The organism is Streptomyces sp. NPDC029159 (genome assembly GCF_055564055.1).
This window is the reverse complement of sequence record NZ_JBVHWT010000009.1, coordinates 90,150-103,639: the sequence shown is the minus strand read 5'-3', so window position 1 is coordinate 103,639 and position 13,490 is coordinate 90,150. Positions and strand designations below refer to the sequence as shown.

The window sequence follows — 13,490 nt, the reverse complement described above, 5'->3', positions numbered from 1 at the left end:
GGCCCGTCCGGCCCGGCCGCAGCGGCTCCCGGGCGGGGAAGCACCACCCGCGGGGCGCCCGGCCGGGTGTACCGCCCCCGCTTCCTGCGCCGCGTCCTCGGACATACTCATGCAGAGTCCGGGTGCAGCCGGAGACCGTGCCGAAGGGGGCGCATGCCGGTGGACGAGCGAAGCGTTCACAACGACATCAGCGGGCAGGTCCTCGGCCCCAGCGTGCAGGCGGGGATCATCCACGGCGATGTGTACATCGGGAGCGGGGAGCCCGTCCTCCCGCCGATACCGTGGCAGTTACCACCCGCCGTACCGCTCACCGACCGCGCGGACGAGCTGCTGTTCCTCGAGCGCCGCCACGACCGCTCCGTCCGCCGCGGGCACCCCTTCCTGGCGGCCGTCAGCGGCCTGGGCGGCGTCGGCAAGACCGCCCTCGCCCTGGGCTGGCTGCACGCCCTGCGGCCGTCCCTGCCCGGGGGACAGCTCTACGCCGATCTGGGCGCGCGGGCGCCGAGCGGCCCCGTCGACCCGGCGGAGACGCTCAGCGGCTTCCTGCGCGGACTCGGCGTCGCCCCGCAGCAGGTGCCGCACACCCTCGCCGAACGCGCCGCGCTGTACCGCTCGCTGACCTCCCGGCGCCCGGTCGCGGTGCTGCTGGACGACGCCGAGAGCGCGGCACACGTCCGCCCGCTGCTGCCCGGCGGGGACAGCGTCACCGTGGTCACCAGCCGCGGACGGATGACCGGCCTCACCCTCGAAGGCGGCCACCAGCTCCACCTCGAACCGCTCGCCCCGCAGGACGCCATGGAGCTGCTCGCCGACACCCTCGGGGACCGCCGCGTGGCCGAGTGCCCCGATGACGCCCACGACCTGGTCGCCCTCTGCGCCGGCCTCCCGCTCGCCGTACGTGTCGTCGGCGCCCGCCTCGCCGCCCGGCCGCGGCGCAGCATCGCCATGATGGTCGGCGCCCTGTCCGAGGAGCGCGGACGCCTCGACGCCCTCGCCATCGACGGGGACCGCAGCGTCCGCGCCGCCCTGGACCTGTCCTACCGCGGCCTGCCCCCCGAGGCCGCCCGGCTCTACCGGCTGCTCGGCACCCACCCGGGCAGACACTTCGACGACGGCCTCGCGGCGGCCCTGCTGGCCCCCACCGGGGCGACGGCCGGTGCGGCCGCGGACCTCCTCGACGCCCTCCTCGACACGCATCTGATCACCGAGACGGGTGAGGACCGCTACCGCTTCCACGACCTCGTACGGCTGCATGCCCTGGCGCGGGCCGAGGAGGAGGAACCGGCGGCGGAACGCGCCGCGGCGCTGCGCCGTATCGCCGGGCACTACCTCGCCCTCGCCACCCGCGCCGAGCACGCCGTCGAGCCGCGGCGGCCCACCCTGGAGCGCGACCCGGCCGCCGGGGAGCCGTATGCCGCACCGTTCGGCGCCGGGGACGCGGAGGCGGCGCTGGACTGGCTGGAGCGGGAGCTGCCCGATCTCGTCGCGGTCATCCGGCGCGTGCGGACCACCGCGTTCCCGTGGTTCAGCTGGCAGCTGGCCGACGCCCTGTGGCCGCTCTTCCCGCGCCGCAAGCACTACGACCACTGGCGCACCGTGCACGGCGAGGGGCTGACGGCGGCCCGGGAGCACGGCGACCGGGCGGCGCAGGCCCGGATGCTGACCTCCGGCGGCCTGGGTGAACTGGGACGCGGCGAGCACGACCGGGCCCTGGAGATGTTCGAGGCGGCGGCGGAGATCCTGGCCGCGGACGGCGACGCCCTGGGCCACGCCCGGACGCTCAACTACCGCGGCCTCGCCCTCCAGCGCCGCGGCGAACCGGCGGCGGCCGCGGCGCTGTTCGCCCGCGCCGCGGCCGAGCTGCCCCGCCACGGAGATCCGCGCGCCGGCGGCCTGGCCCGCCTCAACGCCGCCGGTATCGCCCTCGACGCCGCCCGCCCCGAGGACGCCACGGCCGCCGCCCGGGCGGCCCGCGACGTACTCCACGAGGCGGGCGACCCGTACAACGCGGCCCGCGCGACGACCGTCCTGGGCCGGGCCCGTCTGCTCGCCGGGGCGCCGGCCGAGGCGGAGGGCCTGCTCGCCGAGGCGCTGGCCGTGCTCCGCGGCGTCGACGCGGGCTACGAGGTCGCCCGGGCCCTGGAGGCCCTGGCCGAGATCGCCCGGGACCGCGGGGAGACCTCGCTGGCCAGGGCCCGCTACGAGGAGGCGCTGGACCTCTACGTCGGTGTCCACCGTCCGGAACGCGCCGACGCCGTCCGGGCCCGGCTGGGCGCGCTCGGCGCCGGATGACCGGCCGGAGCGGCCCGTACCGCCGCCAGCGCCCGCACCGGCAGTCCGGCCACCAGCCAGGCGTGCGCCAGCGAGGCCCACACCTCCCACGGCGCCACCGCGGCGTGCCCCGGGCCCAGCGCCACCCAGGCGTCCCGCCGCGGACCGCACCGCAACCGGCACCCCGACGGCCCCTGCGGCAGGGCCAGCACCGCGGCCCCGGGGGCGAGGTGCGCCGCCCCGGCCCGCCCCGGGTCCCGTACCACCAGCACATCGGCGAGCAGCGGCCACGGGCGCGGGGCCGGCGGCGCCACGCGCAGATGGTGATCGGTCACCCGCCCGCCGTCCGGCAGCCGGAGCCGTACCGCGGTCCGCACCGCCGTCCCGGCCCCGGGCACCGGTGTCTGCGCGACGGCGGCGCGCAGCACACCGCCGGGCCCGTGGAGGTCCAGCCACCGCGCCGTCATGTCTCCGCCCCGCCCGGTACCTGGAAGTCCAGGGTGACCGGCCGCGACGCCGTCTCCTGCATCAGCCGCGCGGCCGGTGCCCGCAGCCGCAGCGTCCGGTAGATCAGCGACCGCATCCGGCGGGCGAACCGTCCGGGCTCCGACGTGAGCCGGGCGGCCACCCGGGCGTACAGCTCCGGCCGGGCCGCCGCGGCCGGGGCGCGCAGCTGCCGCCGCAGCGGACGGTCGGCCCGCAACCGGGGCGCGAAGGACCGCAGTTCGGCCATGGGGGAGCCCGGGTCCAGCTCCGCCTTGGCCGAGCCCGTGGTCAGCACCCGGGCGCCGGTCACCGTCCCGTACAGGGCGGCCGAGCCGTGGTCCCCGACGATGATGTCGGACGCGACGACCGCACCGCACCAGTCCGAGTACTGGCTGATGACCTGCACCCCGGCGCGTCCGAGCCGGGTCAGCCAGCTCTTGATCTGCCACTCCCCGTGCGCGTTCCAGACGTTCGGGTGCAGCATCAGCGCGATGCTGTACTCCTCCCGCGGAAGATCCGCCACCAGCCGCTCCAGCAGCTCCCACTCCTCGCCCAGCAGCGACTGCGGCCCCCAGGTGGAGCAGGCGAGCAGCAGTTCCTGGTGCGCCCCGGTACGCAGCGCCTGCCGGTACAGCGCTCGCGACGGCATGCTCGCCCTGATCCGGTCGTAGCAGGGGTCCCCGACCACATGGGCCACCGGGACCGCCTCCGGGCACTCACGGCCGAGCCGGGCCAGCTCCTCGGCGTGCGCGAGCACGATCGCCGCCGGTATGACCGTGCCGTCCCGGACCAGCCGCTGCCGGCTGAGCCCGTACACCCCGCGCTCCGCCGGACCGGCCGCCGGGGCGACGCCGGTGGCCGGCGACGAGACGACCTTGTTGTGTCCCACGCCGTGCGGCAGCACGATCACCGGCGCGTGCAGCTCGTGCAGGCTGCCGTGGCTGGCCGCCAACGCCAGGTCGAACGGGATGTTCACGGCCTGCGCCCAGGGCAGCACCAGCGCCCGGGTGCCCTCCAGGAAGGCGTCCACGCCGTGGCTGAAGACGTCGGGCGCGACCGTGAAGATCACCTGGAGCCGCGGGTCCCCGGCGAGCAGCTGCACCGCGTCCAGCAGCCGCTGCCCCGCGGTGACCGTGTGCACCACCGCGAGGATCTTCTTCCGGACCCGGCGGGTGGCCCACCGTTCGACGTCCAGCCGCAGCGGCACATGCCGCCACTCGAATCCCGATACCGTCACACTCATCCGAACTCCCCCATGTTCCGGCCTGGTCGGCCGCTCCCTGCGAGGTGGCCGCGGTGCCCGCCCCGTCGGCCGGCCCCGCGTGTACGGCCCCTTCCGCCGCGCTGCCCACTGTGCGGGGGAGACCTGTCACCGGGCCTGCAGAATCCCTGTACGGTCCCTGAGCCGCCGGTCGGAGCGGGTGCGGAAGCCGCCCCCGGCACGTGCGCCCCTGGCGCGACGGTGCGCCCCTGCCCGCCCCCTCCGGTCCCCCCGGCACCGGGCAACAGTGAGAAGGGCCCTGCCCAGGTGCCCGGGGACCTCCGGGCGGGGGTGGGCGGGCGAACCATCAGGGGGCGATGGTGGAACTTCTGTTACTGGGGCCGCTCGAACTGTGGCACGACGGCCGCCAGTGGCCGATCGGCTCACCCAAGGCGCGCCATGTGCTCGCCTCCCTGCTGTACGCACAGGGCGAGCCGGTGGGCGTCGAGACACTTCTGGACCGCGTCTGGGGCGAGGAGGACGAGACCCTGGACTCTCCCGTGGCCACCTTGCAGAGCTATCTGTCGCGGCTGCGCACCAACCTCACCAGAACGGTCGGCGACCGGGCCCGTCTCGACCTCGTCTCCCCGCGCCGCTACCGGCTCACCGTCGCGGACCCCGACGACGTCGACCTCTACCGCCTGCGCCGCATCCGCGCCGAGGCACGCGCGGCACAGGCCCACGGGGACCGGGAGACCGCCGTCGCCCACCTGCGGCGCGCCCAGGCCCTGTGGCGGGGCGAGCCGCTCGCCGAATTCCCCGGGGCCTGGGCCGCGGCGGTGGGCGCCCGGCTCACCGAGGACCGCCGCTCCCTCCAGGAGGAACGCATCCGCCTGGAGCTGGAACTGGGCCGCCACACCGACCTGATCGGCGAACTCCGTGACCTCGTGGCGGAGAGCCCGCTCGCCCAGCGCGCCGTCGCCGCCCTGATGCTGGCGCTCTACCGTTCCGGCCGCGACGGCGAGGCCCTGGAGCTGTACGCCGCCACCCGGCGCCACCTTCACGACCAGCTCGGCATCGACCCCGGTGCCGACCTGCGGACCCTCCAGCGCCGCATCCTCGCGCAGGACGCCACGCTGGACGCGCCGCCCGCGCCACCCACCGCCCGCTCCGGACCGGGCCCCGCCGCGCCGCCGCGCACCGGGGCGAGCAGCACCCTGCCCCGCGACACCAAGGACTTCACCGGCCGCACCGGCGAACTGCGCACCCTGCTCGCCGCCCCGCCGCGCGAGGGCCACACCACCGCCCTGCCGCTGACCGTCGTCCACGGCATGCCGGGGGTGGGCAAGACCGCCCTCGTCGTCCACGCGGCCCACCGCCTGCGCACCAGCTACCCCGACGGCCTGCTCTACGTCGACCTGCGCGGCTACAGCGACCAGCCCGCGTACGAGCCCGCCGAGGCGCTCGCCTTCCTCCTGCGCAGCGCCGGCGTCCCCGACCCGCTCCCGGGCACCCTCGACGAACGGGTGGCCCGCTGGCGGGAGTGGACCGCCCACCGCCGGGTGCTGGTCGTGCTGGACAACGCCAAGGACGCCGACCAGATCCTCCCGCTGCTCCCCGGCGCCGCGAGCTGCCGGGCGATCGTGGCCAGCCGCAACCGCCTCGCCGAACTGGACGGCGCCACCTCCCTGCTGCTGCACGAACTCTCGCTCTCCGAGGCGTCCACGCTCTTCACCCGGGTCGCCGGCCGCGGCCGCTCCTCGGACACCGCCCTGCGCCGCATCATGCGGATCTTCGGCGGCCACCCGCTCACCCTGCAGCTCATCGCCGGACTATTACGCCACCGCGACGCCTGGGACCTGGAGTACGTCGCCGGCCGTCTGGCCCACGCCGACGACCCCCTCGACGAGTTCGGCGAACGCGTCACCGCGGCCTTCCAGCTCTCCTTCGCCGACCTCCGCCCCGCGGCCCGGCGGCTCTTCCGGTACGCGGCGCTCCACCCGGGCCCGGACTTCACCGTCGACGCGGCGGCGGCCCTGTGCGCCGCGCCACCGGACGAGGTCCGCCGCGCCGCGGAGGAGCTGCTGGACCGGCACCTCATCGAGGAACCCGTCCGCGACCGCTACCAACTCCACGACCTCTCCCGGGTGTTCGGCCGCCGCATGTGCCGCATGGAGGTACCCCGGCACGACCGCCGCCGGGCGATCCGCGGGCTTCTGTCGTACTACCTGACGGCCGCCGACCGCGCGGAGCGCTCCGCCCACCCGGGATGGCGGCGCGCCCCCGCCCTGGACCGGGAATCCCCCTACGCACCGGACTTCGCCGCGACCGGCGACGGGGCCGCCGACCGCGCCGCCGTCTGGCTCACCGTGGAGCGCGCCAACCTCCTGGCCGCGGCACGCACCGCGGCCGCCGAATTCCCGGAATTCGCCGTCCTGTTCCCGCTCGCTCTCGTGCACTCCCTCAAGCTGTGGGGCATCAGGGAGGTCGCGGCGGAGCTGCTGGACACCGCCGTCACCGTACTGAGGGCGACCGGCGACCGAGCTGCGCTGGCCCGGTCCCTGGTGGCCCGGGCCGATGTGCTCGCCCAGTCGGATCCCGTACAGGCCCTGAGCTGTGCGTCCGAGGCGCAGACGCTCTTCGAGGCCGTCCGCGACGACCACGGACGGGCCGACGCCGCGCTGCAGACCGGCAGGGCACATCTCGCGGCCGGCCGCGGTGACGACTGCCTGCGCGCACTGGAACGGGCGTTGGAGCTCTACCGGTGGACCGACGACCGCCGCGGTGTCGCCGAGAGCCTCAACGTCCAGGGTGCCGCGCTGATCTTCGGCGCCGACTACCCACGGGCGATGCGCTGCTTCGTCGCGATGCTGGACATCCACCGCGGCCTGGGAGACCTGCACGGCCAGATCAAGGCCCTCAACAACATGGGCGAAATCCACTCACGCGAGGGCAAGAAGGAACAGGCTCTCCATTACTACGAACAATCCCTGAAGCTGGTCCAGCGCTTCGGCGGGCGCCAGGAGGCCGCGATCCTCGACAACAACCTCGGCGGCGTGTACCTGGACATGGGCCGGATCGATCAGGCTTTTGCCTACTTCCACCGGGCGCTGTCCAGCAACCGCGCCCGGGGCGACGCCGTCGGGGAGGCGAACTCGCTGATCGGGCTGGGCCGGGCGTATGCCGCGGCCGGGCGGACGGCGGAGGCGATGTGCCACCTCCGCGCCGCCGAGGCACTGTCCCTGCGCCTCGGCAACGTCTACGAGCGGCAACGCGCCATGGTGGGCCGCGCCGACGCCCACCGCCTGGCCGGGGAACCCGCGACGGCCCTGGAAACCTACGACCACGCCCGCCGCCTCGCCGAGGACTTCGCCCTCCACCACGGCGTCGCCGACGCCCTGGCCGGAATCGCCCGCACCCACCTGCAACTGCAGGACAAGGAAACGGCCCGCTCCTACGCGGAGCGGGCCCTGATGCTCTTCCACCGCCTGGGCGCCCGAGGCGAGGCGGACACCCTGCGCCACCTCCTCGGCCGCCGGCAGACATCGACCCCCGAACCTGCACCACCCACCCGGGAGCCACTGACCGACGGGGCCTAGCTGGTCGTCTGCTCCTGCTTCGGACCGGTCAGCCACATCACCTGGCTCGGGGAGACGGCGAGGACGGTGAGGACGAGCAGCGTCGCCGTGGCGGCGCCGCGGAATATGTACTTCAAGTGCACATCTTTCGATCTCGATCGGCCAGGAAAGCGCCGAGAGTGGACGCGTTGAGTGCCTGCGGTGATCACCGGAGCATGATCAAACGTATACAGGCTTACGTCCTATGTCCAACTAACCTACTTGTGTAACAAAAGGAGTAGGTCAGTGGCATATGCCGGAATTATCCCTTCGTGAACAGCGAAAAGGCCACCCCATCCGGAGTGGCCCTTCGCCGTGAAGCTGTTACCCACCGAGGCGCATCAAAGCCCCCGGCAGCCGCTTACAGGTCGTAGTAAAGCTCGAACTCGTGCGGGTGCGGGCGGAGCTGGATCGGGGCGATTTCGTGGGTGCGCTTGTAGTCGATCCAGGTTTCGATCAGGTCGGAGGTGAAGACGCCGCCCTGCTGGAGGTACTCGTTGTCGGCCTCCAGGGCCTCCAGGACCGCCGGGAGGGAGGTCGGGACCTGCTGGACGTTGGCGTGCTCCTCGGGAGCCAGCTCGTAGAGGTCCTTGTCGATCGGCTCGGCCGGCTCGATCTTGTTCTTGATGCCGTCCAGGCCCGCGAGGAGGAGCGCGGAGAACGCCAGGTACGGGTTGGACGACGGGTCCGGGGCGCGGAACTCGACGCGCTTGGCCTTCGGGTTGGTGCCGGTGATCGGGATGCGCATCGCGGCGGAACGGTTGCGCTGCGAGTACACCATGTTGACCGGGGCCTCGAAGCCGGGGACCAGGCGGTGGTAGGAGTTCACCGTCGGGTTGGTGAAGGCCAGCAGCGACGGGGCGTGCTTGAGGATGCCGCCGATGTAGTAGCGGGCGGTGTCGGAGAGGCCCGCGTAGCCCTGCTCGTCGTAGAAGAGCGGGTTGCCGCCCTGCCACAGGGACTGGTGGACGTGCATACCGGAGCCGTTGTCACCGAAGATCGGCTTGGGCATGAAGGTCGCGGTCTTGCCGTTGCGCCAGGCGACGTTCTTCACGATGTACTTGAAGAGCATCAGGTCGTCGGCGGCGGCGAGCAGCGTGTTGAACTTGTAGTTGATCTCCGCCTGGCCGCCGGTGCCGACCTCGTGGTGCTGGCGCTCGATCTCCAGGCCGGCGGCCTCCAGCTCCAGCGACATCTCGGCGCGCAGGTCGGCGTGGTGGTCGACCGGCGGGACGGGGAAGTAGCCGCCCTTGTAGCGGACCTTGTAGCCGCGGTTGTTCTCCTCGGAACCGGTGTTCCACGCGCCGGACTCGGCGTCGATGTGGTAGAAGGACTGGTTCGCGGTGGTGTCGAAGCGCACCGAGTCGAAGACGTAGAACTCCGCCTCGGGACCGAAGTAGGCGGTGTCGGCGATGCCGGTGGAGGCGAGGTACGCCTCGGCCTTCTTGGCGATGTTGCGCGGGTCGCGGCTGTACTGCTCGCCGGTGATCGGGTCGTGGATGAAGAAGTTGATGTTCAGCGTCTTGTCGCGGCGGAACGGGTCCAGCCGGGCCGTCGACAGGTCGGCGCGGAGCGACATGTCGGACTCGTGGATCGCCTGGAAGCCGCGGATCGAGGAACCGTCGAACGCCAGCTCCTCGTCCGGGTCGAACGCCTTCGCCGGGATCGTGACGTGCTGCATCACACCGGGCAGGTCGCAGAACCGCACGTCGATGAACTTGACGTCCTCATCGGCGAGGTATTTCTTCGCGTCGTCGGCGTTCTGGAACATCCCTACTCCTCCTAGCCCGGTCACCGGTCGGCGGACGCGGGGCTGATGCACGGAGCGCGACCCTCTTCAGTGGCGCGCTTGCCCGACCATAGGCAGCCGTGATTTCCCAAGCATGACCCATTTGTTTCGTCGCGGTTAACCGGGACGCGGCCTACCTCACCTTCGATCATGCCTGGTCATCCGGCATCCGGCCGCTCGGCGGCGCCCCTCGGCCGGGGAACGGACGCGTGCGCAGTACCGTGGTCGGGTGGACAACAGGCAAGCAATCGGATCGTGGATCTCCGGCCCCCGCGCGGCCGCCGAGGACATGGGTGTCGAGTTCGGGCACCGCGGGGCGCAGCTCGGTCTGCCGGAGGAGGGGCCCGGTTCGATCGCCCGTCCGGGCCGCCGCTTCGCCGCCCTCTTCATCGACTGGGCGCTGTGCATGCTCATCGCGTACGGGCTGCTCAGCGGCGGTCGCGCGCAGTCGGCGAGCAACTGGGCGCTGGTCGTCTTCGCCGTCTTGAGCATCCTGACCGTCGGCACCGTCGGGTTCACCCCCGGCAAGCGGCTGCTGGGGCTGCGGGTCGTCGCCGAGGGCGGCGGCCGCCTCTCGCTGCCGCGCGTGGTGCTGCGCACCGTGCTGCTGGTGATCGTGATCCCCGCCGTCATCTGGGACCGCGACGGCCGCGGCCTCCACGACCGCCTCAGCCGTTCGGTGCAGGTCCGTATCTGAGCCCGCGGCGGACGGGGTACGTCCCGTACGCGTATACGAAAGGGCGGCGGTGGCCATACGGTCCGTGACCACCGGACCCGGCCCGGAACGCCGGGGCCTTAGCCGGGGAGCGGCATACAGAACGCCCCGGAGCCTTGCAGGCTCCGGGGCGTCGTGGTCGGTGGGGAGGCGGGCCGGACGCGTCAGCGCATCTTGCCGCGCGGCGGCCGCATGTTCATGGGGCCCTTCGGCACCGGCATGTTGCTCATCAGGTCGCCGAGCGCGCGCAGCCGGTCGTTGACGGCGGTGACCTGCGCGCCGGGCAGCACACGGGGCAGCTTCATCAGCCGGGTGCGGAGCTTCTTCAGCGGCACCTCACCCTCGCCCTCGCCGATCACGAAGTCGTGGACCGGGGCGTCGGCGACCGTACGCGCCATCCGCTTCTTCTCGGCGGCCAGCAGGCCGCGCAGCCGGTTCGGGTTGCCCTCGCCGACCAGGACGATGCCCGCCTTGCCGACGGCGCGGTGCACCACGTCCTGGCTGCGGTTCATCGCCACCGCGGGCGTGACCGTCCAGCCGCGGACGTTCTCCAGCACCGCGGCGGCCGCGCCCGGCTGGCCCTCCATCTGCCCGAAGGCCGCCCGCTCGGCGCGGCGCCCGAAGACGATCGCCATCGCGAGGAAGGCCAGGACGAAGCCCAGGATGCCCGCGTAGACGGGGTGGCCGATCGCGAAGCCGATGCCGAGGAGTACGCCGAACACGACGATGCCCACGCCAGCGACGACAAGACCGACCTTGGAGTCGACCCGACGGGTCATCTTGTAGGTCTGGGCGATCTGCTTCAGCCGCCCGGGGGTGCCGGCGCCGGCAGCGCCGTCTGTGTTTGCCTTCCTCGCCATACCAAGAAGTTTACGTGGCCCGCGGGCGGCGGGTCGCCGCGGCCTCCAGTACGTCCTGCGCCTCCTGCCGGTCGCCGGCCCGGCGGCGGTCCTCCAGGACCGCGTCCCAGGCGTTGCGGCGGGCGGTGCGCTGGCCGCCGCCGAGGAGCAGCGCCTCGACGGCGCGCAGCGCTCCGGTGACGGACGGGACGGGGCGTGCGGTGGCGCGGAGCGGCACGGCCTGCATGGTGGGGGTCTCCCTCGGAGAGGTCGGCGGGCGGGCGGACGCGGTGCGTGCATCCATCGTCACCGGCGGGTGTTTCCGGCGGATGACCCCGCGGTCACACCTGGACGCGACGACGAAGCGGCCCGCGCAACCCCCGGCCTGGGGGAGTGCGGGCCGCGTTCTCCCAGCATGTGCCAGGAAGCGCCGATCAGCGCGCCGGGGCGGCTCAGACCGCCTGAGTGGCGGCCTCGACCTCGCGCCGCTCGATCGCCTGCTGGTAGAGACGGCCGGCGCGGTACGAGGAGCGGACCAGCGGGCCGGACATGACACCGGCGTAGCCGATCTCCTCGGCCTCCTCCTTCAGCTCCACGAACTCCGCGGGCTTGACCCACCGCTCGATGGGGTGGTGGCGGACCGACGGCCGCAGGTACTGCGTGATCGTGATCAGCTCGCAGCCCGCGTCGTACAGGTCCTGGAGCGCCTCGCTGATCTCCTCGCGGGTCTCGCCCATGCCCAGGATCAGGTTGGACTTGGTGACAAGACCGGCCGCGCGGGCCTCGGTGATGACCTTGAGGGAGCGCTCGTAGCGGAAGCCGGGACGGATGCGCTTGAAGATCCGCGGGACCGTCTCGACGTTGTGCGCCAGCACCTCGGGGCGGGACGAGAAGACCTCGGCCAGCTGGTCGGGGTCGGCGTTGAAGTCGGGGATCAGCAGCTCGACGCCGGTGTCCGGCATCGCGGCGTGGATCTGGCGGACCGTCTCGGCGTACAGCCAGGCACCGCCGTCCTCCAGGTCGTCGCGGGCGACGCCGGTGATGGTGGCGTAGCGCAGCTCCATCTTCTGCACGGACTCGGCGACCCGGCGCGGCTCGTCGCGGTCGAGGGCCTGCGGCTTGCCGGTGTCGATCTGGCAGAAGTCACAGCGCCGGGTGCACTGGTCGCCGCCGATGAGGAAGGTCGCCTCGCGGTCCTCCCAGCATTCGAAGATGTTGGGGCAGCCCGCCTCCTGGCAGACCGTGTGCAGGCCCTCGCTCTTCACCAGGCCCTGCAGATGGTTGTATTCGGGGCCCATCTTCGCCCGGGTCTTGATCCACTCGGGCTTGCGCTCGATGGGGGTCTGGCTGTTCCGGACCTCCAGGCGCAGCATCTTGCGTCCGTCGGGTGCGACAGCGGACACGTCGGCGCCCCTTTCTGCTATCGCGGCATTCGATTCAGCGGCGTCCACCAGGGTACGCCCGGTAATTCGCACGTCTTTACGTGCTCGCCAACCCCGGATACGAGGCCGGCATTCCTGACGGTGCTCAGACCGCGCGGGGGAGGAGTTCCGCACCCTCCAGGACGTCCCGCAGATGCTTCTCGACCGAGGGCAGCACCTCGGCGATGGTGATCTCGCGCCCCAGCTCACCGGAGAGCGAGGCGACCCCCGCGTCCCGGATGCCGCACGGGACGATCTTGTCGAACGAGGTGTTGTCCGGGTTCACGTTCAGCGCGAAGCCGTGCATCGTGACGCCCTTGGCGACGCGGATGCCGATCGCGGCGAGCTTGCGGTCCTCACCGCGCTGACCGGCGTTGGACGGCGCGTACTCGGGACCGCGCAGCCGTGCGTCGTACATCTCGTCCGCGTCCTCGTCGGAGTGCGGGGCGAGGTCGAGCTGGAGACCGCCGAGCGACGGGCGCTCCTCGACCGGGTCGCCGAGGATCCAGACGCCGCTGCGGCCCTCGATGCGGGTGGCCTCGACGCCGAAGTCGGTGCAGACCCGGATCAGGGCCTCCTCCAGGCGGCGGACGTGGGCGACGACGTCGACCGGGCGCGGCAGCTTCTGGATCGGGTAGCCCACCAGCTGGCCGGGGCCGTGCCAGGTGATCTTCCCGCCGCGGTCCACGTCGATGACGGGGGTGCCGTCCAGCGGGCGTTCGTCGTCGGCGGTGCGGCGGCCCGCGGTGTAGACGGGCGGGTGCTCCAGCAGCAGGCAGGTGTCGGGGACCTCGTCGGCGAAGCGGGCGGCATGGACCTGCCGCTGCTCCTGCCACGCCGTCTCGTACGGCACGGCGTCGGCGCCGAAGCCCAGATGCACAAAGCGCAGCCCCTCGGGTGCGGGGGTGTCCCCCCGAGAGATCGCAGTCACGGCAGCTCCTCTTCGCACTTCTGTCGCAGCGGGCTGCGACGTTTGATGCAGTACCTCCGCATCCGTTCGATACGGGACTCCTGCATGTCCGATGCCACTTCGCGCCCAGGCCACTGTACGGCCGGGGGGCCGGGCGGCCGGTGGCCGGGGGACCCGCGCGCACCGGCCGGAAAACCGGCCGCCGGGTCGGGACGGCGGGGCGTGAGCCGGGTGAACCTCG

The 13,490-nt window shown here is 73.0% G+C and carries 10 protein-coding genes; 3 read left to right on the top strand and 7 right to left on the bottom strand.

The annotated features are described in order from the left end of the window. Positions 1 to 159: 159 nt before the first annotated feature. Positions 160 to 2,292: an ATP-binding protein gene (locus ACZ4U4_RS19085; RefSeq protein WP_467875453.1), complete on the top strand. Its 2,133-nt coding sequence runs from the start codon at positions 160 to 162 to the stop codon at positions 2,290 to 2,292. Here ACZ4U4_RS19085 and ACZ4U4_RS19080 read toward each other — a convergent pair. Continuing rightward, positions 2,220 to 2,738: a hypothetical protein gene (locus tag ACZ4U4_RS19080; protein WP_467875450.1), complete on the bottom strand. Its 519-nt coding sequence runs from the start codon at positions 2,736 to 2,738 to the stop codon at positions 2,220 to 2,222. The two genes, ACZ4U4_RS19085 and ACZ4U4_RS19080, sit on opposite strands and share 73 nt — an antisense overlap. Next, the gene (locus ACZ4U4_RS19075) at positions 2,735 to 4,000 is read right to left on the bottom strand and encodes a hypothetical protein (RefSeq protein ID WP_467875447.1); all 1,266 of its coding nucleotides are present in this window, start codon (positions 3,998 to 4,000) and stop codon (positions 2,735 to 2,737) included. The genes ACZ4U4_RS19080 and ACZ4U4_RS19075 overlap by 4 nt, the downstream gene beginning before the upstream one ends. A gap of 335 nt (positions 4,001 to 4,335) precedes the next feature. Between ACZ4U4_RS19075 and ACZ4U4_RS19070 the strand changes: the two genes are divergently transcribed. Further along, complete coding sequence (locus tag ACZ4U4_RS19070) at positions 4,336 to 7,557, top strand: AfsR/SARP family transcriptional regulator (RefSeq protein ID WP_467875444.1); 3,222 nt, start codon at positions 4,336 to 4,338, stop codon at positions 7,555 to 7,557. A gap of 379 nt (positions 7,558 to 7,936) precedes the next feature. Here the strand turns inward: ACZ4U4_RS19070 and glnA are convergent, their stop codons facing one another. Continuing rightward, positions 7,937 to 9,346 carry a type I glutamate--ammonia ligase gene (gene glnA / locus ACZ4U4_RS19065; RefSeq protein WP_467875442.1) on the bottom strand — a complete coding sequence of 470 codons (1,410 nt, stop codon included), beginning with the start codon at positions 9,344 to 9,346 and terminating at the stop codon, positions 7,937 to 7,939. A gap of 247 nt (positions 9,347 to 9,593) precedes the next feature. On the opposite strand from glnA, the gene ACZ4U4_RS19060 reads away from it, so the two are divergent. Further along, complete coding sequence (locus tag ACZ4U4_RS19060) at positions 9,594 to 10,061, top strand: RDD family protein (protein WP_467875439.1); 468 nt, start codon at positions 9,594 to 9,596, stop codon at positions 10,059 to 10,061. A gap of 182 nt (positions 10,062 to 10,243) precedes the next feature. Here ACZ4U4_RS19060 and ACZ4U4_RS19055 read toward each other — a convergent pair whose 3' ends face one another. The 4 genes from ACZ4U4_RS19055 to lipB form a co-directional block, all read right to left on the bottom strand. After that, complete coding sequence (locus tag ACZ4U4_RS19055; RefSeq protein ID WP_345083438.1) at positions 10,244 to 10,939, bottom strand: DUF4191 domain-containing protein; 696 nt, start codon at positions 10,937 to 10,939, stop codon at positions 10,244 to 10,246. A 10-nt stretch (positions 10,940 to 10,949) separates the two neighbouring features. Then, positions 10,950 to 11,165, bottom strand: coding sequence for an SCO2195 family GlnR-regulated protein (locus ACZ4U4_RS19050; protein WP_467875437.1), 216 nt, complete (start codon positions 11,163 to 11,165; stop codon positions 10,950 to 10,952). A 205-nt stretch (positions 11,166 to 11,370) separates the two neighbouring features. Next, the gene (lipA, locus tag ACZ4U4_RS19045; RefSeq protein ID WP_467875435.1) at positions 11,371 to 12,321 is read right to left on the bottom strand and encodes a lipoyl synthase; all 951 of its coding nucleotides are present in this window, start codon (positions 12,319 to 12,321) and stop codon (positions 11,371 to 11,373) included. Between the two features lie 124 nt (positions 12,322 to 12,445). Further along, positions 12,446 to 13,270 carry a lipoyl(octanoyl) transferase LipB gene (gene lipB / locus ACZ4U4_RS19040; RefSeq protein WP_467875432.1) on the bottom strand — a complete coding sequence of 275 codons (825 nt, stop codon included), beginning with the start codon at positions 13,268 to 13,270 and terminating at the stop codon, positions 12,446 to 12,448. Between the last annotated feature and the right edge of the window lie 220 nt (positions 13,271 to 13,490).